Origin of the sequence: Bradyrhizobium sp. 191, assembly GCF_023100985.1 — a bacterium.
Classification (GTDB): domain Bacteria; phylum Pseudomonadota; class Alphaproteobacteria; order Rhizobiales; family Xanthobacteraceae; genus Bradyrhizobium; species Bradyrhizobium diversitatis.
Genome location: NZ_CP064692.1, coordinates 2,373,525 through 2,395,865 on the forward strand (window position 1 = coordinate 2,373,525; position 22,341 = coordinate 2,395,865).

Genomic DNA, 22,341 nt, shown 5'->3' on the forward strand with positions numbered 1-22,341 from the left:
CCATGACCATTTCCGACCGCGTCCGCATCAAGGACGTCCGCGTGCTCTCGGATGGCTGGACCACGCTGAAGACCACGACCTTCGAGTACCAGCGCGCCAATGGCGCGTGGCAGACGCAGCACCGCGAGACCTATGAGCGCGACAATGCCGCCGCCGTGCTGCCCTACAACCGCGCCCGGCGCACGGTGATCCTGGTGCGCCAGTTCCGCCTGCCGGCGTTCATCCGCGGCTACGACGATCTCCTGATCGAGGCGGCCGCCGGCGTGCTCGACAACGCATCCCCGGAAGAGCGCATCCGCGCCGAGGCCGAGGAGGAAACCGGCTATCGCCTGCACGACGTGCACAAGGTGTTCGAGGCCTTCATGAGCCCCGGCGCCATCACCGAGAAGCTGCATTTCTTCGTCGCCGAATACGAGCCTGAGATGCGCGTCAGCGACGGCGGCGGCCTCGAACACGAGGGCGAGGACATCGAGGTGCTGGAGCTTTCCATCGACGAGGCGCTGGCAATGATCGCCGCCGGCCGCATCATCGACGCCAAGGCGATCATGCTGCTGCAATACGCGGCGCTGCATGTGTTCAGGTAGGTGATTTCTTCGCCTCTCCCCGCGTGCGGCAGGGCAATCGCATTTGAATTTTGCAGAGGTCGTCATGCCCGGGCTTGTCCCGGGCATCCACGTACTTTGTGCCGCGTGGAAAGGCGTGGATGGCCGGGACAAGCCCGGCCATGACGCTGTGGAGACAGCCGGTGCCCATAGCGACATCTCATATGCGATAGCCCTGCCGCGTGCGGGGAGAGGCCGGAATTTGCAAAGCAAATTCCGGGTGAGGGGGAGCCTCCGCGAGTCTCACTGTCAGCGCCCTCGCCGAGCCTCCCCCTCACCCCAACCCTCTCCCCGCAAGCGGGGCGAGGGAGCACACCCGTCGCGCGGCGAGCCATCGTGCGCTGCAATTCTGTCCTGCGTCCTTCCGCTCCCCGTTGAGCAACCCCAAAACTATCTCTAGTCTGGCCCCAACCAAGAACCAGGAGACGCGCCCATGTCCGCTCCGCGCGACGACGAATTCGGCTTTGCGCCCGACTACGACTCCCCCGTTCCCTACATGCAGCGCACGCGGGACTATTACGCTGCGATCGGCTACACCACGCCGTATCGCTGGGCGCATCACACCGCGGCGCCGTTCCAGCCGCTGAAGAAGCCGCTGGCGCAGTCACGCGTCACCGTCATCACCACGGCCGCGCCGTTCGATCCGGCCAAGGGCGACCAGGGGCCTGGCGCGGCGTACAATGGCAGCGCGAAATTCTACCAGGTCTATGACGGCGACACGTCGAAACAGCACGATCTGCGCATCTCGCATATCGGCTACGACCGCAAGCACACCAGCGCCACCGACAGCGGCACCTGGTTTCCGCTGCCGCAGCTCCTGAAGGCCAGCGCCGCAGGACGCATCGGCGAAGTAAGCCAGCGCTTCTTCGGCGCGCCGACCAACCGCAGCCATCGCGTCACGCTCGATACCGACGCGCCGGAAATTCTTTCGCGCTGCATCGCTGATGCGGTCGACGTCGCCGTGCTGGTGCCGAACTGCCCGGTCTGTCACCAGACCACGGCGCTGGTGGCGCGGCACCTGGAGCGGAACGGCATTGCGACCGTGATCATGGGCTGCGCCAAGGACATCATCGAGCATGCGGCCGTGCCGCGCTTTCTGTTCAGCGACTTCCCGCTCGGCAATTCCGCCGGCAAGCCGCACGACGTCGCTTCGCAGGCGCAGACGCTGGAGCTCGCGCTCAAGCTGCTGGAGACTGCAAGCGGTCCGCAGACCACGATGCAGTCGCCGCTGCGCTGGAGCGAGGACGCCTCCTGGAAGCTCGACTACAACAACGTCGCGCAGCTCAGCCCCGAAGAGCTGGCGCGGCGCCGCGCCGAATTCGACAAGCAGAAGGAGATCGCGCGCGGCAACCGCGCCGCCTGACGTCCTCCGACAACAACAAATAAAGGGAGAGAGACGTGACGCGCCCGTTCGAAGGCGTGAAGATCCTGGACTTCACGCAAGTGCTGGCCGGCCCCTATGCAAGCTACCAGCTCGCGCTCTTGGGCGCGGATGTCATCAAGGTCGAGCGGCGCGAGGGCGAGGACATGCGCCGTACGCCGCTTTCCCGCGAATGGGCCGAGCGCGGGCTGGCGCCGGCGTTCCAGGCCGTCAACGGCAACAAGCGCAGCCTGACGCTCGATCTGCAGAAGCCGGAGGCGATCGCGATCGTGAGGAAGCTCGCGAGCCAGGTCGACGTCGTCATGGAGAATTTTCGCCCGGGCGTGATGGACAAGCTCGGCATCGGCTACGAGGCGCTATCCGCGATCAACCCAAGGCTGATCTATTGCGCGGTCTCCGGCTTCGGCCAGACCGGCCCGGACCGCCTGCGGCCCGGCTATGACGGCAAGATGCAGGCGCTGTCGGGCATCATGGCCATCACCGGTCACCCCGAGACGGGGCCGACGCGCGCCGGCTTTGCGGTGTGCGACGTGCTCTCGGGCGCGACGGCCGCATTCGGCGTATCGAGCGCGCTCTACCAGCGCGACCGCACCGGCAAGGGGCAACTGATCGACGTCTCCATGCTGGAGGCGACGCTGGCGTTTCTCTCAGGGCAGATCGCGGACTGGTCTGTCGCCGGCCATCGCCAGCAGCTGTCGGGCAACCAGGCGGTGAGCCGAAGGGCCACCGCCAACCTGTTCAAATGCGGCGACGGCTACATCCTGCTCGCCGTCAACAACGAGAAGCAGTACCGCGCGCTGATGGGCGCGCTCAGCCGCGAGGACACGCTCACCGACCCGCGCTTTGCCGACTGGTTCGCGCGCAACGACAACGAGGGCGCGCTCCGCGCCATCATCGAGGCGGCGCTGGCGAAAAGGCCGGCGCGTGAATGGGAGACCATTTTGGAAGACGCCGGCGCGCCCTGTGCCAGCATCTGGAAGATTGAGGAGGTCATCGACCATCCGCAGATTGCCGCGCGAGGTGCTATCCAGCAATTGGACACGCCCTACGGCAGGCTCCGCTTCGCCGGCAGCGGCTTCAAGCTGGCACACGGCGGCGGCAGGCTGGACCGGATGGCGCCGGAGCTGGGCGCGGATACGGATGCGGTGCTGGGCGAGCTGGGATTCGATGCGGCGGAGGTCGCGCGGCTGCGGGCACGGGAGGTTGTGTGACGGCTGGTAGCTACACACTCGATCGTCGTCCCGGACAAGCGTCAGCGCTGATCCGGGACCCATACCCACAGGGCGATGTTTTGCGATGACTCGCAGTTGCCAGCTCGCGCCAAGCTGCTCCCTGTGATTATGGGTCCCGGATCGGCGCGCGCTTTGGGCGCGCTTGTCCGGGACGACAGCGGAGTTTTAGCCGCGCCTAGAACAACGAGCCCTGCCCGTCATCTGCCGGCGCAGCAGCAATCTTCCGCGCCGCCTTTTTCGGCTTCACCGCCTCCGCCTCGATCTCCTCCACGCTGATCGGCAAGAGCAGTTGCTCGTCGTCATTGGCGACGCGGTTGACGCGGGTGGAAACGGGGTACCAGGCGAATTCGCCGATGCGCGGAGCGGTCATCAGCGGCAGGATCGCGTCGACTTCGTCGCCGCCGATGTCGAGCCAGCGCTCGAAATCGCGCGGGCTGATGGTGACGGGCACGCGGTCATGCAGCGCGGCGAGGTCCTCGCCTGCTGCCGCCGTGACGATCGCGACCGTGTCGAGCTCCTCGCCGTTCGGCCCGACCCAGGTCTCGAACACCGCGGCGAAGCCGAGCGGCTCGCCGTCGGCACGGTGGATGAAGAACGGCTGCTTGCGGCCGCCTTCCGTCTTCCACTCGTAATAGCCATCGGCCGGAATCAGGCCGCGCCGGCGGCGAATCGCCTTCTTGAAGGCGGGCTTCTCCAGCACCGTCTCGGCACGCGCGTTGATCAGGAGCGCAAATCCGCGGGGATCCTTGACCCAGCCCGGCAACAGGCCCCAACGCATCAGCCGGAAATGCCGCGCGCCGTTCTCGACCAACACGACCGGAATCGGTTGCGTCGGGGCGACATTGTACCGGGGCGGGAAATTCGGCTGCTCGACATAGCCGAACAGTTGCCGCAAAGCCGCGGGGGCCGAAGTTATGACGAAGCGTCCACACATGCCTGCGCGTCTATATAAGGTCCGTTCAGGTCCTTTTAACCCAGAATGCTAACACTGCGGCAGATGAGCTCAACGGCCTCCCAACCCGCGCGGACGCATGTACAGACGGGCCCCGAGGCCGAGGCCTGGGCCGAGCGCCTGCGCGTGGCCAATATCAACCCGCGGACCGGGCTTGCCACCGACTATCTCAACCATTTCAATGAAGCCGTGATGCTGCTCGAAATGGTCCCGGACATGCCGGAATGCGCCGACGACTTCCTGACCTGGACGCCGCTGTCCTATGCCGAGCATTTCACTGCGTCGAATTTCAAGGCGCGGGATTTGGCCATCGAGGCCTATGAGAAGGCAGATCCCAACGTGCGCGCCCAGTTCGACCACATCACGGACACCATGACATCGATCCTGACCGCGGTCGGCTCGGCCATGCGCGACGTCGAGAAGGACACCACCCGCGTCCGCCTCGCCGAGCAGGCCACCCTCTGGGTCAAGCCGCTGATCGCGGCTTGCGGCGGGATCATCAATGGCGGCGCGGAAGCCGACGTCGACACCATCATGGCGAACTCGGCCGGATAGGTGACGAGATTGCCCGCGGTCGTCCAGCCCATCCACCCCCAGCTCGCCGTCAGCGCAGCCATCTTCCGCGACGGCAAGGTGCTGCTGGTCCGACGCGCCCGTTCGCCTGCCAAGGGGTTCTATTCGCTTCCCGGCGGCCGGGTCGAATTCGGCGAATCGCTGCATCAGGCCCTGAGCCGCGAGGTTGACGAAGAGACCGGCCTTCGTATCGAGATCATTGGCCTCGCCGGCTGGCGCGAGGTACTGCCGGCCGCGCCCGGCGCCGGCCATTACCTGATCATGTCCTTTGCCGCCCGCTGGGCGGCCGGGAAACCGGCCTTGAACGACGAGCTCGACGATTACCGCTGGATCGCGCCGGACGCCCTGGCGAGCCTCGGCGACCTCAAGCTGACCGGCGGGCTGGAGGAGGTCATCCTGTCCGCCGCCCGGCTGATCCAGGCATAGGCGACTCCGCCTTGCTTCCCTGGGCCCAACGGGGCATACAGCCCGCCGATGTCCACGCGCTTTTTGGCCATTTTTGCCCTGATTCTCGCCTGCGCCGCCGGGTCCGCCCGGGCCCAGGACGCGGCGGCGCCGTTTGACGGCGAATTGCAGCGGTTGGCCGAGATCCTCGGCGGGCTGCACTATCTGCGCGGCATCTGCGGGTCCAACGAGGGCAACAAATGGCGCAACGAGATGCAGGCGCTGATCGATGCCGAAACCCCCTCCGGGGAGCGCCGCACCCGCATGATCGCCGGATTCAACCGGGGCTATAACGGCTTTCAGCAGACCTACCGCAGCTGCACGCCGGCCGCGACGGTGGCGATCCGCCGCTACATCGAGGAAGGCTCGAAGATCTCGCGCGATCTGACGGCGCGCTACGCGAACTAGGTTCTCTCCACCTGTCATTCCGGGCTCGCGCTACGCGCGCCCCGGAATGACGGCGGCAGATGCGGGCGCGGCGCGACGGGAACCCTGTCATCGACTTTGTGCACAGCCGTTAACCGTTCTTAAAGATGTGGCCTAGCGGTCGTTAACGACCGTGCTACACCTCTCGCACAGCGCATCGCCGTGGATCGCGCCCCAGCCCTGATCGAGTTTCATGAGCCAGCCGATTTCCTACGCCCGCGCGCCGCTGCCCGATCACGAGCAGAAACAGGCTGCCCTCAGCTATCTCAACGAGGCCTGGGCCGAGGCGCGCCATGACGGCGTCGACGGCGATTGCCTGGCGCAGGCGAGCCTGTTTGCGGCGCTGGCCGAGCTGGTCGGCACCTATGGCGAGGACGCGGTGGCGAAGTTCGTCGAGGGCTTTCCCGGCCGCATTCGCAACGGCGAATTCTCGGTCGGCATCTCCAGGCAGTAAGCCTGTCGAAAATGACCCCGCCACGCGGGCGGGGCCAGTCGACGGATGAATCACTCTGCGAAAAGCATCGCGAAGCCTGCCGCCTTTATCGCACGGAAGCCGTTTCCTCCCGACAAGCATTCATCTCACACTGGCCGGGAGATAGTCCCGGACGCATCGGGATTGCGTTCAATCCGTCTCAATCGGCAGCGACGGATCCCTCGCCCACTCGCCCATGGAGGCATCGTAGAGCGTCAGCTTGTCGTAGCCGAGCTGCGCCAGCATGAGCAGATCGATTGTCGCCGAGATGCCGCCGCCGCAATACAGGATGACATCCTTGTCTCGCGTGACGCCTTGGGCGGCGAATTTCGCTTCTGCGTCTGCGAGCGTCGTCAGGGTCCTGTCGGGATTGACGAGGGTTGCCGCTGATACGTTGACGCTGCCGGGAACGCGGCCGGGCCGGCCATAGCGGCTCGGTTCGAGGCCGGAATGAAACTGCGGTCCGAGAGCATTGACGATCACGGTCGAGGGATCGCCGATCCGCGACATCACCATGGCCTTGTCGACGAAGCAGCCCGTGCGCGGCGTCGCCTTGAATGTCGTCGCCGGATATCCCTTCGGTGCGCCTGTCTCGATCGGCCGCCCCTCCTCTTTCCACTTGTCGAAACCGCCGTCGAGCACGAGCGCATCGACTCCGAGCGAGCGCAGCATCCACCAGAACCGCGTCGACCACATCATCGTGCCGATGCTGTAGAGCACGATGGTCTTGGATGCGTCGGCGCCGTGGCGGCCGAAGGCGGCCTCCAACTGGGCCACACCAGGCATCATGAAGAACTGTTGCGACGAGGTGTCCGAGAACTCGCCTTGCAGGTCGAGGAAATCGGCGCCGGGGATGTGGCCGGCTGCAAACGACTTGTCGCCTGGCACCGCGCGATAAGGCACGTCGCTGCCGGGTGGGACAGGCTCGTTGTACGTCGTGCAGTCGTAGAGACGCAGGTTGGGATCGCCGAGGATGGCGGCAAGTTGCTCGGTGGTGATGAGGGGTGTCGGTTGAGTCATTGCCTTACTCTCCCTGTCGAGGGTAGCTCTCCCCCCTCGTCATTGCGAGCGCAGCGAAGCAATCCAGAGTCTTTCCGTTGAGGGAATCTGGATTTCTTCGTCGCAAGGGCTCCTCGCAATGACGGGGATAGTGGGTTCGTCCCCCGATAGAAGCCCCCCTAAGCCTTCAGCGTCTCCAGAAACCGCACCGGCTCGCCCTGCGAGGCCGTCACGAGCGCGCCCTGCCACATCACGCGGCGGCCGCGGATGAAGGTGCCAACGGGCCAGCCGGTGACGCGCACGCCGTCATAGGGCGTCCAGCCGGCCTTGGACGCGACCCATTTGTTGGTGATGGTCTCGCTGCGCTTCAAATCGACGATGGTGAAATCGGCATCGTAACCGGCCGCGATTCGCCCCTTGCACGCGATGTTGTAGAGGCGAGCGGGACCGGCGCTGGTGAGGTCGACGAATCTCGCCAGCGACAGCCGGCCGGCGTTGACGTGATCGAGCATGATCGGCACCAGCGTCTGCACGCCGGTCATGCCGGAGGGCGAGGCCGGATAGGTCTTCGACTTCTCCTCGAGCGTATGCGGGGCGTGGTCGGAGCCGAGCACGTCGATGATGCCCTGCTCGATGCCGCGCCAGATGCCGGCGCGATGATCGGCCCCGCGCACCGGCGGGTTCATCTGCGCGAGCGTGCCCAGCCGCTCGTAGCATTCGGGCGCGATCAGCGTGAGGTGATGCGGCGTCGCTTCGCAGGAGGCGACATCCTTGTGGTCGCGCAGGAACTCGATCTCTTCCTTGGTCGAGATGTGCAGCACGTGAATGCGCTTGCCCGTCTCGTGCGCGAGCTTGACCAGTCGCTGCGTCGCCATCAGCGCCGCGGTCTCGTCGCGCCAGACCGGATGCGAGCGCGCATCGCCCTCGATGCGCTGCGGTTTGCGCTCGTTGAGCCGATACTCGTCCTCGGCGTGGAAGGCCGCACGACGGCGGATCACCTGGAAGATGCGGCGCAGGCTTTCGTCGTCCTCCACCAGCAGCGCACCGGTCGAGGAGCCGATGAACACCTTGACGCCGGCGCAGCCGGGTGCGCGCTCGAGCACCGGCAGATCCTGCACGTTCTCGCGGGTACCGCCGATGAAGAAGGCGAAATCGCAATGCATGCGGTGATGGGCCCGCTTCACCTTGTCGGTGAATTCGGCCTCCGTCACCGTCAGCGGCGCCGTGTTCGGCATTTCGAACACGGCGGTGACGCCGCCCATCACGGCGCTGCGCGAGCCGGTCTCGAGGTCTTCCTTGTGCTCCAGCCCGGGCTCGCGGAAATGCACCTGCGTGTCCATCACGCCGGGCAGGATGTGCAGGCCCCTGCAGTCGATCACCTCCGCGGCGCTGCCTTGCGACAGCGGCCCCAGCTCGGCGATGCGGCCGCCCGTGATGCCGATGTCGCGAACAGCCTCGCCGTCCTGGTTGACCACGGTGCCGCCCTTGAGGATCACATCGAAACGCTGGCTCATGGCTGAAGGCCTCTCTCATCCCCAAGCGCAGGGCTCGAGGTCTTGTCGTTTATGCGTTGCGGGCTTACGTTCCGGAGCAACATGTCGCAAGAGATTTTCGCATGAAATCGGCGTTTCTTCCCGACCGGGGCGTGGTCAAGGTCGCGGGCGAGGATGCGCGCAACTTCCTCAACGGCCTGGTCACAACCGACCTCGACAGGCTGCAACCGGGCCTGGGGCGATTCGGCGCGCTGCTGACGCCACAGGGCAAGATCATCGTGGATTTCCTGATCACGGAGGTCCCCGCGGGTCACGGCGGCGGGTTCCTGATCGACTGCCCGAAAGCGCTGGCAGATAGCCTCGCCACCAAGCTGAAATTCTACAAGCTGCGGGCCAAGGTCACGGTGGACAACCTTTCCGACGATCTCGGCGTGCTTGCGGCCTGGGACGGCCAGCCCGCCGCCCAGCCGGACCTCGCCTTCGTCGATCCGCGGAATGAGGGGCTCGGCTACCGCATCCTGATTCCGGAAAATCTCAAGCAGAAGCTGTCCGACCTGATCGGTGCCAAGCTGGTCGATGCGGCAGAATACGAGGCGCACCGCATCACGCTCGGCGTGCCCCGCGGCGGGCTCGATTTCATGTACAGCGATGCGTTCCCGCACGAGACCAACATGGACCGTCTCGCCGGCGTCGACTTTGACAAGGGCTGCTATGTCGGCCAGGAGGTCGTCTCGCGCATGCAGCATCGCGGCACCGCGCGCACGCGCAGCGTGAAGGTGCTGCTCGACGGTGCGTCACCCGAGCCGGGCACGACCATTCTTGCCGGCGACAAGCCGGTCGGCACCATCGGCTCGACCGCCGGCGGCAAGGGCATTGCCCTCGTGCGCATCGACCGCGTCGCGGACGCGCTCGACGCGGGCCAGCCGCTCACCGCCGGTGGGCTGCCGCTGACGCTCGCTGAACCAGACGTCGTTCGAATTCCAGCCAAGCAGCCCATCGCATGAGCCGTGCCGCCCGCCTGCATCCCGACGGCCTGAAACGGTGTCCCTGGCCTGGCGAAGATCCGCTTTACGTCGCCTATCACGACACCGAATGGGGTGTGCCGGAATATGACGACCGCGCACTATACGAGAAGCTGATGCTCGACGGCTTCCAGGCTGGCCTGTCCTGGATCACGATCCTGCGCAAGCGCGACAATTTCCGCAAAGCCTTCGACGATTTCCAGCCGGAGAAGATCGCGCGCTACAACGCGAAGAAGATCCATGCGCTGATGAACGATGCCGGCATCGTGCGCAACAAGGCCAAGATCGATGGCGCGATCCTGAGCGCGAAATCCTATCTCGACATCATGGAGAAAGGCCCGGGCTTCTCGAAGCTGCTGTGGGACTTCATGGACGGAAGGCCGCTGGTCAACAAGTTCAAGACTACCGCGAGCGTGCCCGCCTCGACGCCGCTTTCGGTGCAGATATCCAAGGAGCTGTCCTCGCGCGGCTTCAAATTCGTCGGCCCGACCATCGTCTATGCCTTCATGCAGGCGACCGGCATGGTCAACGATCATCTCGTCGACTGCCACTGTCACGCCGCCTGCGGCAAGACGCAGCGCAAGCCGCGCCTCAAGGCCAAATGACGGCGAAGAAGACCGCGCGCGATGCGCAGTCCCGCGCCTGGCAGCGCATGCTGTCGGGCCGGCGGCTCGATCTGCTCGATCCCTCCCCGCTCGACATCGAGATCGCCGACATCGCGCACGGCCTTGCCCGCGTCGCGCGCTGGAATGGGCAGACCATCGGCGCGCATATCTTCTCGGTCGCGCAGCATACGCTGCTGGTGGAAACCGTGCTGCGGCACGAGATGCCGCGGGCCGACCAGCGCATACGGCTCGCAGCCCTGCTGCACGATGCGCCCGAATATGTGATCGGCGACATGATCTCGCCGTTCAAGGCCGTGCTCGACGGCCATTACAAGGCGGTGGAGAAGCGCCTGCTCGGCGCCATCCATATTCGCTTCGGCCTGCCGCCGGTGCTGCCCGACGAGATCACGCAAGCCATCAAGGCCGCCGATCGCGGCGCAGCCTACCTCGAGGCAACCGAGCTCGCCGGCTTCAGCGAGAGCGAGGCCAAGCGCCTGTTCGGCAAGGATCCCGGCCTGTCCGACAGCGTCCGGCGCGACTACATGACGCCCTGGACGGCGGCACGGGCCGAGAAGCAGTTTCTGGAGCGGTTCGGCGCGGTGTTTGCGTAGGTGCTGCAGGGTGGGCAAAGGCGCGCTGCGCCGTGGCCGCCATCCTTTCGCGTCTGCGACGGAAGTGGCGCGCACGCCGCCGCTTTCGCTCTTCGAGCTACGGCGGACATGTCGCTTTGCCCACACTACAATCGCTCGCTATAATCGGCGGCAAAAAGGTCTCCCATGATCCACGTCTGTTCCCTCGCCGCGCTTCCCGAAACTGTCCGCATCACCGGCGCCAGCCATGTGCTGACGGTGATGGCCAATGTCGAGCAGGTCGCACGTCCTGTGTCGGTGCTGCCGGCCAACCATCTCAAGGTGTCGATGGATGACATCACCGAGGAGATGGACGGCTTCGTCGCGCCATCAGAGGCGCATATCGAGCAGGTGCTGACCTTCGTGCGCGGCTGGGACCGCAGTGCACCGCTGGTGGTGCATTGCTATGCCGGCATCAGCCGCTCCACCGCCAGCGCGTTTGCAGCGGTGTGCGCGCTCAATCCGAATCGCGACGAGATCGAGATCGCGCGGAAGATCCGCGCGGCCTCCCCGATCGCCTCGCCGAACCGGCGCATCGTCGGCCTCGCCGATCGCGCACTCGGGCGCAACGGCCGCATGTTGCGCGCACTCGACGAGATGGGCCCGGGCGCGATGATGGTGGAAGGCCGCCCCTTCGTGATCGAGCTCGAATGACCGGGCGCCGCGAGATAGGTGCTCTCCCGCTTGCGGGAGAGGGTTGGGGGGAGGGTGTCTCCACGACGAGGCAATCCCCTAGAGGAAAAACCCCTCTCCCGGCGCTACGCGCCGACCTCTCCCGCAAGCGGGAGAGGTTAGACCGAGCCCGCGGAGAGACCGCCGCAACCAGGTGGCATTTCTCTCTCCCGCCATCCGCGATCATCATCGCATGAGCGACACGCAGCTGACGCCGATCGAGATTGGCCTCACCGCCGCAATCGTTGCGATCGAGAACCACGAGCCGCTGATCCTGACCGCGCCTGGTGCCGACGGGCTTGCCGGCCTGCCGTTCGGCCCGTTCGACGCGGTGAGCCATCGCACCTTCGAGATCGGCCTGCGCGCCTGGGTCGAGCAGCAGGCGGGCCTGCGGCTCGGCTATGTCGAGCAGCTCTACACCTTCGGCGATCGCGGCCGTCATGCCGAGGCCGGCGACACCGGCGCGCATATGGTGTCGATCGGCTATCTCGCACTGACGCGCCCTGTGGACGGCGAGCTCGCCGCAAACGCGGCGAGCTTCGCGCCATGGTATCGCTTCTTCCCCTGGGAAGACTGGCGCGAGGAGCCGCCGGGGATCATCGCCCGCGACATCATCCCTGCGCTGACGAACTGGGCCGAGGAGGAGACGCCGGAGACGACGCGCGCGCTGCCGCGGAAGGATCGCGTGCGGTTCTATTTCGGGCTCGACGGCGCGCCCTGGGATGAGGAGCGCGTGCTCGACCGCTACGAGCTGCTGTACGAGGCCGGGCTGATCGAGGAGGCGCGGCGCGATGGCCGATCCGCCGCATTGGCGCGCAAGTCGCTTCCCCCGCTCGGGACCTCGATGCGGTTCGACCACCGCCGGATTCTCGCCACGGCCATCGCGCGGCTGCGCGCAAAGCTGAAGTATCGCCCTGTCGTCTTTGAACTTTTGCCAGCCGAATTCACACTTACCGAACTGCAGCACACGGTGGAAGCGATCTCCGGCCGGCATCTGCACAAGCAGAATTTCCGTCGCCTGGTCGAAATGGAAGCCCTGGTCGAACCGACCGGCGTCATGTCGACACAAACGGGCGGACGGCCGGCGGCGCTCTATCGCTTCCGCCGCGACGTGCTCCAGGAGCGGCCCGCGCCGGGCTTGCGCGTGCGGTCCCGGCGCTAGATCCTGATATTTGGGGTGCCGGCCCCTGCCCGCCGGTTGCCTGGAGGCTTCATGTTCGACGGCCCGTTCGACGTCTTTGTGCTGATCATTGCGATCGTCGCCTTCCTGATCGCGATCAAGGCGTCCAGCCAGGCCGCCGAGCTGCGCCGCCGGCTGAGCTCGCTCGAAGAGATGTTCTACGCGCAGCGGCAGGTGCAGCCGCCGCCGTTGACGCCCGCGCCGGTAGAGACTGACGCGCCCGTAGCAGCGCCGGCAGAGCCGCCGCCGCTTGCACCCGAGCCCGAGGTTGCGACGCCTCCGCCGGTCACCGCAGATGTTTCGCCGCCCCCACTCGAAGCCGGCCCTGAAGCCAGCGCACCGCCGCCGCTGCCCGCGCCGGCGCCCGGTTTCGAGGAGCGGCTCGGCACCCGCTGGGTGGTGTGGATCGGCGGGCTCGCGCTCGCGCTCGGCGGCTTCTTCATGGTGCGCTATTCGATCGAGGCCGGCCTCCTCGGCCCCGGCGTGCGCGTGTTCCTCGGCGGATTGTTCGCACTGGCGCTGTTAGGGGCCGGCGAATGGACGCGGCGCAAGGAGGCCATCTCGAGCATCCAGGCGCTGCCGATCGCCAACATCCCCGCGATCCTCACCGCGGCCGGCACTGCGGTGGCGTTCGCCACCATCTATGCCGCTTACGCGCTCTACGGCTTCCTCGTGCCCGCAACCGCCTTCGTGCTGCTCGGCCTCGTCGCGCTCGGCACGCTCGCCGCCGCGCTGTTGCACGGCCCAGCACTCGCCGGCCTCGGCGTGGTCGGCGCCTTCGTGACGCCGATCCTCGTCTCCAGCGGCAAGCCGGACTATTGGGCGCTTTACATCTATCTTGCGATCGTCACCGCCGCGAGCTTTGGTCTCGCCCGTATCCGGCTTTGGCGCTGGCTTGCAGTCACGACAATCGTGTTCGCCGTGCTCTGGATCTTCCCGGGTCTCGACGCCGCCGAACTGCAGGTCGCGCCGCACGCCTTCCATGTCATCGCCGGCTTCGTGCTGGCCGCGCTGCTCGTCGTCTGCGGCTTCATGTTCGGACCTGCAATCGAGGACGGCGAGATCGAGCCGGTCTCGTCGAGCGCGCTCGGCGCCTATCTGTTCGGCGCGATGCTGATCGTGCTGTCGAGCGCGCACGCCGATCTGGCGTTGATCGCCTTCACGCTGCTGGTCGCGGGAACGCTGTTCGTCGCCTGGCGTGCGCCGGCGGCCACGGGCGCCCTGGGTGCGGCCGCGGCGACCGTCTTCATCGTGTTCGCCGAATGGGCGGTGCGCGCCAATCCCGATATGCTGGTGCTGCCGGGCGGCCCCATGCCCGGCATCGGACCGACAGCGACCGACGGCTCGGTGACGCTGCACCTGGTCACGGCCGCGATCTTCGCCGCCGGCTTCGGCATCGCCGGCTTCCTGGCACAGGGCCGGTCGAACTCAGTGATCATTCCGGTGGTGTGGTCGGCGGCCGGCGTCGCGACGCCGATCGCGATCCTGGTCGCGCTCTACGCGCGTATCGCTCATCTCGACCGTTCGATCCCGTTCGCGATCCTGGCGGTGCTGCTCGCCGCCGCCTTCGGCGCCGCGACCGAGGCGCTCACACGCCGCGAGACCCGGCCGGGCGTTGCGATCTCCACGGCCCTGTTCGCGACCGGAACGCTCGGCGCACTCGCGCTGGCGCTCACCTTCGCGCTGGAGAAGGGCTGGCTGACGATCGCGCTGGCGCTGATGTCGCTCGGCACGGCCTGGATCTCGATGCAGCGGCCGATTCCGTTCCTGCGCTGGCTCGCCGCGATCTTCGCAGGCCTCGTCACCGCGCGCATCGCCTACGATCCTCGCATCGTCGGCGACGCCGTCGGCACCACCCCGATTCTGAACTGGCTGCTGTGGGGCTACGGCCTGCCGGCGCTTTCGTTCTGGGCCGCGAGCGTCTTCCTGCGCCGCCGCGCCGACGATGCGCCGCTGCGCATGGTCGAGGCCGCCGCGATCCTCTTCACCGCGCTGCTCGCCTTCATGGAGATCCGGCACTTTGCGACCGGCGGCCGCATGACCGCGGCCCCCTCGCTGCTCGAATTCGCCCTGCAGGCCTGTATCACGCTGGCGATGGCGATCGGGCTGGAGCGGTTGCGGCTGCGCAGCCGCAGCATCGTGCACAATGTCAGCGCGGTCGTGCTGACCGCGATTGCCGGGCTCGTCAGCGTGTTCGGTCTGTTGATCCTGGAGAATCCGCTGCTGTGGCACACCGACGTCGGCGGCGCCGTCTTCAACCTGCTGCTGCTGGGCTACGCGATGCCGGCCGTGCTGATGCTGCTGCTGTCCTATGCGGTGGTCGGCGAGCGTGGCAAGATCTACGCCAATACGATTGCGGGCGGCGCGCTCGTGTTCGCGCTCGCTTATGTCACGCTGGAGATCCGCCGCTTCTATCACGGGCCGATCCTGTCCACGGGACCGACCACGGGCGCCGAGCAATACACCTATTCGATCGGCTGGCTCGCTTTCGGCGTGTTGCTGCTCGGCGTCGGCATCCTCGTCAATTCGGAACGGGCGCGGCTGGCGTCTGCCGCCGTCATCGCGCTGACGATCCTCAAGGCCTTCGTCATCGACATGTCGACGCTGACGGGCGTCTATCGCGCGCTCTCGTTCATGTGCCTCGGCGTCGTGCTGGTCGCGATCGGCTGGCTGTACCAACGCATCCTGTTCCGGCGGCAGGCCTCGCCGCCGGCCGCGCCGCAGCCGGGCGCGTGAAGGTCAGGCCACGCGGACCGATTCCAGGAACTGCGCGACTTCGACCTTCAGGCGGGTGCTGTCGGTCGCCAGCGACTTCGCCGCCGACAGCACTTCGCCCGAGGCCGAGCCGGTCTCGATCGCGCCGCGCTGCACGTTGGTGATGTTGGACGAGACCTCCTGGGTGCCGAGCGAGGCCTGTTGAACGTTGCGCGAGATCTCCTGCGTGGCCGCGCCCTGCTCCTCGACGGCGGCGGCGATGGCCGAGGATACCTCCGACAGCCGCTCGATGGTGCCGCCGATCTCCTGGATGGCGCTGACGGATTCCTGCGTCGCGGCCTGGATGCCCGAAACCTGCGCCCCGATTTCACCGGTCGCTTTCGCGGTCTGCTCGGCAAGTGCCTTGACTTCGGAGGCGACGACGGCAAAGCCGCGGCCGGCCTCGCCGGCACGCGCCGCTTCGATGGTCGCGTTCAGTGCGAGGAGGTTGGTCTGGCCTGCGATGGTGTTGATGAGCTCGACCACGTCGCCGATACGGGAGGCCGCCTGCGACAGCGCGTTGACGCGCTCGTTGGTCCGCGCCGCCTGCTCGACGGCTTCCGCAGCCATCCGCGCCGAATCCTGCACGCGGCGGCTGATCTCGGTGATGGAGGACGACAGCTCCTCGGAGGCGGACGCCACCGCCTGGACATTGGTGGAAGCTTCCTCCGAGGCGGCCGCAACGACGGTCGCGAGTTCCTGGCCGCGCTGCGCCGTGCCGCTCAGCGTGGCCGCGGAGGCCTCGAGCTCGGTCGAGGCCGATGACACGGTCTCGACGACCTCGCCGATCATGACCTCGAAATTGCGGGTGATGGCATCGACGCGGCGGCCACGCTCGATCTTGGCCTCGGCGTCGCGCGCCGCCGCCTCGTCGGCGGCCTTCTTGGCGATCAGCGCCTCCTTGAAGATCTGGAGCGCATCCGCCATCGAGCCGATCTCCGTCTTCTCGCCGCGATGCGGCACCTCGGCCGAGAGATCGCCTTCGCCGAGCGACTGCATCGGACGGATGATCGACGCTATGCCGCGAGACACGTCGCGCACGAGATAGTAGGCGGCAGCGATCGCGATCGCGACGGCTGCAACGATGATGCCGACGAGCACGCGGAAGATGGTGGCGTAGCTGTCGGCCGCCTGCTTCGTTTCAGCCTCGGCGCCGCTGTTGTTGAGCTCGATGCTCTTCAGGAGCAGGGGATCGGCCGCCTGAGCCATCTTCGCGACCTTGGTCTGCAGCAGCTCGTTGGCATCGGTCGGGAAGCGGCCGGTGCTCTTGCGCGACAGCGCCATCGTCTCCTGAACGCCGTTCAGGTATTCGGCCCAGGCCTTGGTCCACTGCTGATAGATCGCGCGTTCCTGCGGCAAGGTGATCAGGCCTTCATAGACCTTGCGCGTCTTCTCGATGCGCTCGCGTAGCGGAGCCATGCGCTTCTCGGCGGCGTCTTTGCCTTCGATGCTCTCCTGCATCAGGTGTAGTCGCAGGACGACGCGCAGTTCGTTGATGTCGGCGCGCATCGAGCCGAGCGCACGCACGCTCGGCAGCCAGCTCTCCGCAATCTCGACCGTATGGGCGTTGATGTTCTGCATCGTGCCGATCGCCATCACGCCGACGCCGGCGAGCGAGAGCACGAGCACCGACAGCACGGTCAGCAGCTTGAATACGATCGACAATTTCGCCATCACGACAATCCCGATAGTAGCCAGCAACGCGCGAATGACCTGCGCCGCAGTCGTCGCGACGGACGACAGGGCGGAAGTCAGTTCAACAATGCTGGCTGGTTCTTGTCCCGAGAGATTGCGCCCATAATCGCAAACAGGCGTTAACAGGAACCTACGTAAAACTACGGCTCGCTCGCGCTAATGATTGAGCGCGAAGGAAATGATCTCGTCAAAGTTACGGATTGCAGTTCGAGATCGGAGCTAGGACGCTTTGCATCCGATCGTCTCGCCGACGAGGCTGACGCGAAAGACCGGCTTCTTGTTCTCGTCGAGCAGTTCCATGCACCACTCGGCGTGCGGCTTCAGGCTGCGCGCGATGCCGCCGAGCAGATTGGCGCACACCTCGGTCATCTCGGTCCAGGCCGCCACGCGATCCTCGAACTCGTACGGCTGGTCGGCGGCGCCGGAATAGCGGCCGGTGCTGATGCGAAAGAAATAGATCGACATCGTTGAGCCCTTGCGTGGGACCGCCCCCCGGCCGCACGCAAATTGAGGCGCGAACAGCTACCAACGCATGAAGGCCGCGGCCCGTATGACTACGGCGCGGCGGCTTCACGTTCGATGGACGTCTTCGACGACAAAGGCGCGGATGGTCCCGCGCGGCCAGTCATTGGGTCGACCGGCGCAGCTCCAGCGGGCCCTCGTTCTTCGCGGGCTCGGACTTGGCTTCGGACTTCGCCGGCTCGAGCCGGCTGCTCTCGACACGCGGGGTCTCGACGCGCGCGGCGACTTCGGTGTTCGATGCGCCGATCGAGCCGGTGCGCTCCGAGGTTCTCAGTGAGCGCGGCCGCGCCGCTGCGCGCGCCATCAGCATCTGGTTGCCGCCCTGGTGATGGAAGTCGCAATAGGCGAAGCCCATGCCCGACACCGAGCCGCGGAAGCTGCGATCGTCGGTCTTTTCCAGGTTGAAGCAGGGCTCGAAGGGGATGCCCTTGATCGAGGCACAGACGTTCTGGCCGCGGATCTGGAGCGTATTGCCGGGCAGGCGGAGATGACGGACCGGGCCTGCTCCCGAGAACTGCACCGCACCGGCGGCGCCGAGATCGTCGAGGATCCGGCCTGCGCCGCGGGTGCCGTCGAAGCAGGTGAAGGCGAACACTTTGCCGGCTACGAAGCGGCGCGCCTCGTCGGCGTTCATGCTTCCAGCAATAGCGGGCGCAAACGTTGCTGCCGCCGTGACAGCCCCCAACACAATACGCGCAAGCATGCTCAACTCCGAACCCAACCCCCGCAGCGGGCGATGCCTCTATATCTTTACCCGCTGCTTACCATACGAACCAAGGCAACATTGGAGCAGCTTGGTTGGTAAAGTCTGAACGCCGTTAGACAATTTTTACCACGACGCGGCCGCGGACCTCACCGGCCAGGATTTTCGCGCCCCAATCCGAAACCTCGGCCAGCGGAATTTCTTTAGTTATTTCAATGAGTTTTTCTCGATCCAGATCGGAGGCCAGGCGCTGCCAGGCGGCTCTCCTGGGCTCGATCGGGCACATCACGGAATCGATGCCGAGAAGGCACACTCCGCGCAAAATAAACGGCGCTACCGAGGACGGCAGGTCCATGCCGGCGGCCAGACCGCAAGCCGCGATCGCTCCGCCATACTTCGTCATCGAGAGCAGGTTGGCGAGGGTGGTCGAGCCGACGCTGTCGACGCCGCCAGCCCAGCGCTCCTTGGCGAGGGGTTTTGCCGGTGCCGACAATTCGGCCCGGTCGATGATCTCGGCTGCTCCCAGATGCTTCAGATAGTCGGCCTCGGAGGCCCGGCCGGTCGAGGCGATGACGTGATAGCCGAGCTTCGAGAGCACGGCGATCGCAACCGAACCGACTCCGCCGGCCGCCCCCGTTACCACCACCGGGCCGCTCTTCGGCGAGAGACCGTGCTTCTCGAGCGCCAGCACTGCGAGCATCCCAGTGAAGCCGGCGGTGCCGATCGCCATGGCGTCGCGCGCCGACAGGCCATGCGGCAAGGCGACCAGCCAGTCGCCCTTCACCCGCGCCTTCTCGGCATAGGCGCCGAGATGGGTCTCGCCCATGCCCCATCCGGTGCAGACCACCTTGTCGCCCGCCTTCCACTGGGGATGCGATGAGGCTTCGACGGTGCCGGCGAAGTCGATGCCGGCGATCATCGGGAAGCGGCGCACGACCGGCGCCTTGCCTGTGAGCGCAAGGCCGTCCTTGTAGTTCAGCGTCGACCACTCCACACGGACGGTGACGTCACCGTCCATCAGCTCGGCTTCGTCGAACTGCGTGAGCTGGGCGGTGGTGCCCTTGTCCGCCTTGTCGATCCGGATCGCCTTGAATGTGGCCACGACTTCACTCCCTGACTTGTTTCAGGGATTGTTTAGCCGATCAGGCAGGCTGTGCAACCGCCCGCTCGACAGGTTTCTCCACAATCGGAAGATTGATCAGCGCGGAAAGCACGCCGAACAGGATCGAGAGCCACCAGATCGGCGTGTAGGAACCGAACCGCTCGAATACGATGCCCCCTAGCCAGACGCCGAGGAAGCCGCCGACCTGATGGCTGACAAAGGCGAAGCCGTAGAGCGTCGCGAGCCAGCGGGTGCCGAACATCAGCGCCACCAGCGCCGAGGTCGGCGGCACCGTGGACAGCCAGGTCAGGCCGGAGATCGCGCCAAACATGATCGCCGAGAACGGGGTGATCGGGAACGCGATGAAGGCGAGGGTCGCCAGCGCGCGGGTGAAGTAGATGGTCGAGAGGATGTAGCGCTTGGGCAGATAGTTCTGGAGGTAGCCGACGCTGAGCGAACCGATGATGTTGAACAGGCCGATCGCCGCGATCACCCAGCCACCGGTTTGCGTCGAGATGCCGCTATCGACCAGGAAGGCCGGCAGATGCACCGTGATGAAGGCGAGCTGGAAGCCGCAGGTGAAGAAGCCGAGCACCAGGAGCACGTAGGAGCGGTGGCCGAAGGCCTCCGCAAGCGCCCTGGTGAAGGTCTGCTCATCCGCAGGCGCCGTGTTGGCCGTGCTTGCGACAGGCGGCGTCGACAGCGCCAGCGACAGCGGGATGATCAGCAGCATCAGGAAGCCGAACACGGAGAGCGCCTGCTGCCAGCCGAAATTATCGATCAACGCGACGCCAATCGGTGCGAACAGGAACTGCCCGAACGACCCCGCCGCCGTGCCGGCCCCGAGCGCAAGGCCACGTTTCTCGGCCGGCAACAGCTTGCTGAACGCCGACAGCACCAGATTGAAGGAGCAGCCTGCAAGACCAAAGCCGATCATGACGCCGGCGCCGATGTCGAGCGACAGCGGCGTCGAGGAGTAGCGCATCAAGAGCAGGCCGCCGGCATAGAGCAGAGCGCCGACGCACATCACCCGGAACAGGCCGAAGCGATCCGCGACCGCGCCGGCGAGCGGCTGGCCCAGCCCCCACAACAGATTCTGCACGGCAATCGCGAGGCCAAACACGTCGCGGCCCCAGCTGAATTCGTGACTCATCGGCTGCACGAAGAAGCCGAGCGCCGAGCGCGGACCGAAGCCGAGCATGCCGATCGCACAACCGCAGAGAATGATGACGGCCGGGGTGCGCCAGTTGGAGGAACGTGAGGCCGGAGCGAGCTCGCCGATCTGTGTCGACATGGTCTTCCTCGTCTGTCGTTGGCGAATCCGCGATCAGCCGCCGCGGGAGAGCCGTTTAATGCATCTGCATGCAAATCCCAAGTCAAAAAGATTGCCAAGCCAAAGACGGTTGCATTCCACGAGGAGCTGCCGCGGGAGCATTGCGTTTCAATGCTGCCTCGCCCCGACGTGTCAGCCGTGAACTGACGGGAATGTGTGCGGCAGGACCTAGCGGCCTCCATCGGAGCATGCTATCTTTGATTTACTCAGATTGAGCATATTTAGGGCAGCCTGCTCTGACCGGCCCCTCTCGGCCGGATTTCTCAGGCTCCACATATTCTCAAATTGAGCATAATAACCTGCTTGGGAGGCTTCGATGCCGATCACTGGAATTTACGGCCCCGACGATTTTGCCAACCGGCCGCAGGGCCAACTCACCACCCCTCCCCGCGCCGCGCCGGTGCCCGCGGGACCGACGTGGCCAATGCCGTCGCTGGAATGGACGCCAGGGGTCGAACGCGCCACCGCCCCGCTCTACGAGCGCGTGAAGCACGTGATCCCGCCGATCGAATGGCCGCTGATGGCACCGACCATCAACGCGATCAACGAGTTGAAGCGCGCGCGGGGCGCGGTGATCCTCGCCCACAACTACCAGGCCCCGGAGATCTTCCATTGCGTGGCCGATATCGGCGGCGACTCGCTCCAGCTCGCGGTCGAAGCCACCAAGGTGAAGGCAGGCATCATCGTCCAGTGCGGCGTGCACTTCATGGCGGAGACCTCGAAGCTGCTCAATCCGGACAAGACCGTTTTGATCCCGGATTCGCGCGCGGGCTGCTCGCTTGCCGCCAGCATCACCGGCGCGGATGTGCGGCTGCTCCGCGAAAGATTCCCTGGCGTGCCCATCGTTGCCTATGTCAACACCTCGGCAGAGGTGAAGGCGGAGGTCGACATCTGCTGCACGTCATCGAACGCGGTGCAGGTGGTCGAGAGTCTGGGCGCTCGAAGCGTGATCTTCCTGCCCGACCGATACCTCGCCACTTATGTGGCTTCGAAGACCGACGTGAATATCATCGCCTGGAGGGGCGCCTGCGAGGTACATGAGCGCTTCACGGGCGAGGAGCTGCGGACCTTTCGCGAGGCCGATCCGTCCGTCCAGATCATCGCGCATCCGGAGTGCCCGCCGGACGTGCTGGCGGAAGCCGATTTCACCGGTTCGACCGCACACATGATCAACTGGGTGCGCGCGAAGCGGCCGCGGCGCCTCGTCATGATCACCGAATGCTCGATGGCCGACAATGTGCGGGCCGAGCTTCCCGAAGTGGAGATGCTGCGGCCCTGCAATCTCTGCCCGCACATGAAGCGCATCACGCTCGCCAACATCCTGGAGAGCCTGCTGACGCTTCGCGAGGAGGTGACGATCGATCCCGCGCTCGCCGAACGCGCGCGGCGCTCGGTCGAGCGCATGATCAACCTGAAGAACTAGGACGGGACGCAGCAACAAACACAGCTGTCGTCCCGGACAAGCGTGCCTCGAGCGCGCGCAGATCCGGGACCCATAATCACAGGCAGATGTTTGGCGAAGAACGGCGTTGCGCAGCTTCGCGCAACAA

At 66.0% G+C, this 22,341-nt stretch carries 22 protein-coding genes; 14 read left to right on the plus strand and 8 right to left on the minus strand.

Annotation, left to right across the window (positions count from 1 at the left end):
- Positions 1-2 precede the first annotated feature (2 nt).
- The 3 genes from IVB23_RS10985 (at position 3) to IVB23_RS10995 (ending at position 3,194) form a co-directional block, all read left to right on the plus strand.
- Positions 3-584, plus strand: a complete 582-nt coding sequence (locus IVB23_RS10985; protein ID WP_247803496.1) for an NUDIX domain-containing protein — start codon at positions 3-5, stop codon at positions 582-584.
- A 451-nt stretch (positions 585-1,035) separates the two neighbouring features.
- Positions 1,036-1,965 (plus strand): glycine/sarcosine/betaine reductase selenoprotein B family protein, encoded by a 930-nt coding sequence (locus IVB23_RS10990; RefSeq protein ID WP_247803497.1) that lies wholly within the window; start codon positions 1,036-1,038, stop codon positions 1,963-1,965.
- Positions 1,966-2,000: 35 nt separating this feature from the next.
- Positions 2,001-3,194: a CoA transferase gene (locus tag IVB23_RS10995; RefSeq protein WP_247803498.1), complete on the plus strand. Its 1,194-nt coding sequence runs from the start codon at positions 2,001-2,003 to the stop codon at positions 3,192-3,194.
- Positions 3,195-3,390: 196 nt separating this feature from the next.
- Here IVB23_RS10995 and IVB23_RS11000 read toward each other — a convergent pair whose 3' ends face one another.
- Entirely contained in the window at positions 3,391-4,149 is a 759-nt protein-coding gene (locus tag IVB23_RS11000; RefSeq protein WP_247803499.1) for an SOS response-associated peptidase, read from the minus strand.
- Positions 4,150-4,212: 63 nt separating this feature from the next.
- On the opposite strand from IVB23_RS11000, the gene IVB23_RS11005 reads away from it, so the two are divergent.
- The 4 genes from IVB23_RS11005 to IVB23_RS11020 all read left to right on the plus strand — a co-directional run bounded on the left by IVB23_RS11005 (position 4,213) and on the right by IVB23_RS11020 (position 6,064).
- Positions 4,213-4,722 (plus strand): hypothetical protein, encoded by a 510-nt coding sequence (locus tag IVB23_RS11005; protein ID WP_061878457.1) that lies wholly within the window; start codon positions 4,213-4,215, stop codon positions 4,720-4,722.
- A gap of 9 nt (positions 4,723-4,731) precedes the next feature.
- Complete coding sequence (locus IVB23_RS11010; protein WP_247803500.1) at positions 4,732-5,166, plus strand: NUDIX hydrolase; 435 nt, start codon at positions 4,732-4,734, stop codon at positions 5,164-5,166.
- Positions 5,167-5,214: 48 nt separating this feature from the next.
- A complete protein-coding gene (locus IVB23_RS11015) occupies positions 5,215-5,592 on the plus strand; it encodes a TIGR02301 family protein (protein WP_061878459.1) in 378 nt (125 codons plus the stop codon).
- Between the two features lie 211 nt (positions 5,593-5,803).
- Positions 5,804-6,064, plus strand: a complete 261-nt coding sequence (locus IVB23_RS11020) for a hypothetical protein (protein ID WP_028176925.1) — start codon at positions 5,804-5,806, stop codon at positions 6,062-6,064.
- A 168-nt stretch (positions 6,065-6,232) separates the two neighbouring features.
- On the opposite strand, the gene IVB23_RS11025 is transcribed toward IVB23_RS11020, so the two are convergent.
- Both IVB23_RS11025 and IVB23_RS11030 read right to left on the minus strand, forming a co-directional pair.
- Positions 6,233-7,102: a sulfurtransferase gene (locus IVB23_RS11025; RefSeq protein ID WP_247803501.1), complete on the minus strand. Its 870-nt coding sequence runs from the start codon at positions 7,100-7,102 to the stop codon at positions 6,233-6,235.
- Positions 7,103-7,260: 158 nt separating this feature from the next.
- Positions 7,261-8,595 (minus strand): dihydroorotase, encoded by a 1,335-nt coding sequence (locus tag IVB23_RS11030; protein ID WP_247803502.1) that lies wholly within the window; start codon positions 8,593-8,595, stop codon positions 7,261-7,263.
- A 101-nt stretch (positions 8,596-8,696) separates the two neighbouring features.
- Between IVB23_RS11030 and IVB23_RS11035 the strand changes: the two genes are divergently transcribed.
- The 6 genes from IVB23_RS11035 to IVB23_RS11060 all read left to right on the plus strand — a co-directional run bounded on the left by IVB23_RS11035 (position 8,697) and on the right by IVB23_RS11060 (position 15,418).
- The gene (locus IVB23_RS11035; RefSeq protein ID WP_247803503.1) at positions 8,697-9,578 is read left to right on the plus strand and encodes a folate-binding protein; all 882 of its coding nucleotides are present in this window, start codon (positions 8,697-8,699) and stop codon (positions 9,576-9,578) included.
- Complete coding sequence (locus IVB23_RS11040) at positions 9,575-10,201, plus strand: DNA-3-methyladenine glycosylase I (protein ID WP_247803504.1); 627 nt, start codon at positions 9,575-9,577, stop codon at positions 10,199-10,201. The genes IVB23_RS11035 and IVB23_RS11040 overlap by 4 nt, the downstream gene beginning before the upstream one ends.
- Complete coding sequence (locus tag IVB23_RS11045) at positions 10,198-10,812, plus strand: HD family hydrolase (RefSeq protein WP_247803505.1); 615 nt, start codon at positions 10,198-10,200, stop codon at positions 10,810-10,812. Before IVB23_RS11040 ends, IVB23_RS11045 begins: the two co-directional genes overlap by 4 nt.
- Positions 10,813-10,977: 165 nt before the next feature.
- Positions 10,978-11,484 (plus strand): hypothetical protein, encoded by a 507-nt coding sequence (locus IVB23_RS11050; RefSeq protein ID WP_061878466.1) that lies wholly within the window; start codon positions 10,978-10,980, stop codon positions 11,482-11,484.
- A 211-nt stretch (positions 11,485-11,695) separates the two neighbouring features.
- Positions 11,696-12,664, plus strand: a complete 969-nt coding sequence (locus IVB23_RS11055) for an NAD regulator (RefSeq protein ID WP_247803506.1) — start codon at positions 11,696-11,698, stop codon at positions 12,662-12,664.
- Between the two features lie 51 nt (positions 12,665-12,715).
- Positions 12,716-15,418: a DUF2339 domain-containing protein gene (locus IVB23_RS11060; protein ID WP_247803507.1), complete on the plus strand. Its 2,703-nt coding sequence runs from the start codon at positions 12,716-12,718 to the stop codon at positions 15,416-15,418.
- 3 nt (positions 15,419-15,421) lie between these two features.
- Here the strand turns inward: IVB23_RS11060 and IVB23_RS11065 are convergent, their stop codons facing one another.
- From IVB23_RS11065 to IVB23_RS11085, 5 genes are all read right to left on the minus strand, one after another.
- Positions 15,422-17,110 carry a methyl-accepting chemotaxis protein gene (locus tag IVB23_RS11065; protein WP_247803508.1) on the minus strand — a complete coding sequence of 563 codons (1,689 nt, stop codon included), beginning with the start codon at positions 17,108-17,110 and terminating at the stop codon, positions 15,422-15,424.
- A 240-nt stretch (positions 17,111-17,350) separates the two neighbouring features.
- Positions 17,351-17,596, minus strand: coding sequence for a hypothetical protein (locus IVB23_RS11070; protein WP_247803509.1), 246 nt, complete (start codon positions 17,594-17,596; stop codon positions 17,351-17,353).
- Positions 17,597-17,756: 160 nt separating this feature from the next.
- On the minus strand, positions 17,757-18,356 hold the full coding sequence (locus IVB23_RS11075; protein WP_061878471.1) for a hypothetical protein: 600 nt from the start codon (positions 18,354-18,356) through the stop codon (positions 17,757-17,759).
- Positions 18,357-18,471: 115 nt separating this feature from the next.
- The gene (locus IVB23_RS11080) at positions 18,472-19,458 is read right to left on the minus strand and encodes an MDR family oxidoreductase (RefSeq protein WP_247803510.1); all 987 of its coding nucleotides are present in this window, start codon (positions 19,456-19,458) and stop codon (positions 18,472-18,474) included.
- A gap of 40 nt (positions 19,459-19,498) precedes the next feature.
- Positions 19,499-20,752 (minus strand): MFS transporter, encoded by a 1,254-nt coding sequence (locus IVB23_RS11085; protein WP_247803511.1) that lies wholly within the window; start codon positions 20,750-20,752, stop codon positions 19,499-19,501.
- Positions 20,753-21,107: 355 nt separating this feature from the next.
- Between IVB23_RS11085 and nadA the strand changes: the two genes are divergently transcribed.
- Positions 21,108-22,214 carry a quinolinate synthase NadA gene (nadA, locus tag IVB23_RS11090; protein WP_247803512.1) on the plus strand — a complete coding sequence of 369 codons (1,107 nt, stop codon included), beginning with the start codon at positions 21,108-21,110 and terminating at the stop codon, positions 22,212-22,214.
- Positions 22,215-22,341 lie beyond the last annotated feature (127 nt).

What these genes read in the sequence shown, in the direction of transcription:
- IVB23_RS11065 (WP_247803508.1), bottom strand. Translation starts at nt 17,110, where the DNA reads ATGGCGAAATTGTCGATCGTATTCAAGCTGCTGACCGTGCTGTCGGTG.
- IVB23_RS11050 (WP_061878466.1), top strand. Translation starts at nt 10,978, where the DNA reads ATGATCCACGTCTGTTCCCTCGCCGCGCTTCCCGAAACTGTCCGCATC.
- IVB23_RS11060 (WP_247803507.1), top strand. Translation starts at nt 12,716, where the DNA reads ATGTTCGACGGCCCGTTCGACGTCTTTGTGCTGATCATTGCGATCGTC.
- IVB23_RS11000 (WP_247803499.1), bottom strand. Translation starts at nt 4,149, where the DNA reads ATGTGTGGACGCTTCGTCATAACTTCGGCCCCCGCGGCTTTGCGGCAA.
- IVB23_RS11075 (WP_061878471.1), bottom strand. Translation starts at nt 18,356, where the DNA reads ATGCTTGCGCGTATTGTGTTGGGGGCTGTCACGGCGGCAGCAACGTTT.
- IVB23_RS10990 (WP_247803497.1), top strand. Translation starts at nt 1,036, where the DNA reads ATGTCCGCTCCGCGCGACGACGAATTCGGCTTTGCGCCCGACTACGAC.
- nadA (WP_247803512.1), top strand. Translation starts at nt 21,108, where the DNA reads ATGCCGATCACTGGAATTTACGGCCCCGACGATTTTGCCAACCGGCCG.
- IVB23_RS11005 (WP_061878457.1), top strand. Translation starts at nt 4,213, where the DNA reads ATGAGCTCAACGGCCTCCCAACCCGCGCGGACGCATGTACAGACGGGC.
- IVB23_RS11030 (WP_247803502.1), bottom strand. Translation starts at nt 8,595, where the DNA reads ATGAGCCAGCGTTTCGATGTGATCCTCAAGGGCGGCACCGTGGTCAAC.
- IVB23_RS11070 (WP_247803509.1), bottom strand. Translation starts at nt 17,596, where the DNA reads ATGTCGATCTATTTCTTTCGCATCAGCACCGGCCGCTATTCCGGCGCC.
- IVB23_RS11040 (WP_247803504.1), top strand. Translation starts at nt 9,575, where the DNA reads ATGAGCCGTGCCGCCCGCCTGCATCCCGACGGCCTGAAACGGTGTCCC.
- IVB23_RS11035 (WP_247803503.1), top strand. Translation starts at nt 8,697, where the DNA reads ATGAAATCGGCGTTTCTTCCCGACCGGGGCGTGGTCAAGGTCGCGGGC.
- IVB23_RS11020 (WP_028176925.1), top strand. Translation starts at nt 5,804, where the DNA reads ATGAGCCAGCCGATTTCCTACGCCCGCGCGCCGCTGCCCGATCACGAG.
- IVB23_RS11045 (WP_247803505.1), top strand. Translation starts at nt 10,198, where the DNA reads ATGACGGCGAAGAAGACCGCGCGCGATGCGCAGTCCCGCGCCTGGCAG.
- IVB23_RS11055 (WP_247803506.1), top strand. Translation starts at nt 11,696, where the DNA reads ATGAGCGACACGCAGCTGACGCCGATCGAGATTGGCCTCACCGCCGCA.
- IVB23_RS11085 (WP_247803511.1), bottom strand. Translation starts at nt 20,752, where the DNA reads ATGTCGACACAGATCGGCGAGCTCGCTCCGGCCTCACGTTCCTCCAAC.
- IVB23_RS11015 (WP_061878459.1), top strand. Translation starts at nt 5,215, where the DNA reads ATGTCCACGCGCTTTTTGGCCATTTTTGCCCTGATTCTCGCCTGCGCC.
- IVB23_RS10985 (WP_247803496.1), top strand. Translation starts at nt 3, where the DNA reads ATGACCATTTCCGACCGCGTCCGCATCAAGGACGTCCGCGTGCTCTCG.
- IVB23_RS11025 (WP_247803501.1), bottom strand. Translation starts at nt 7,102, where the DNA reads ATGACTCAACCGACACCCCTCATCACCACCGAGCAACTTGCCGCCATC.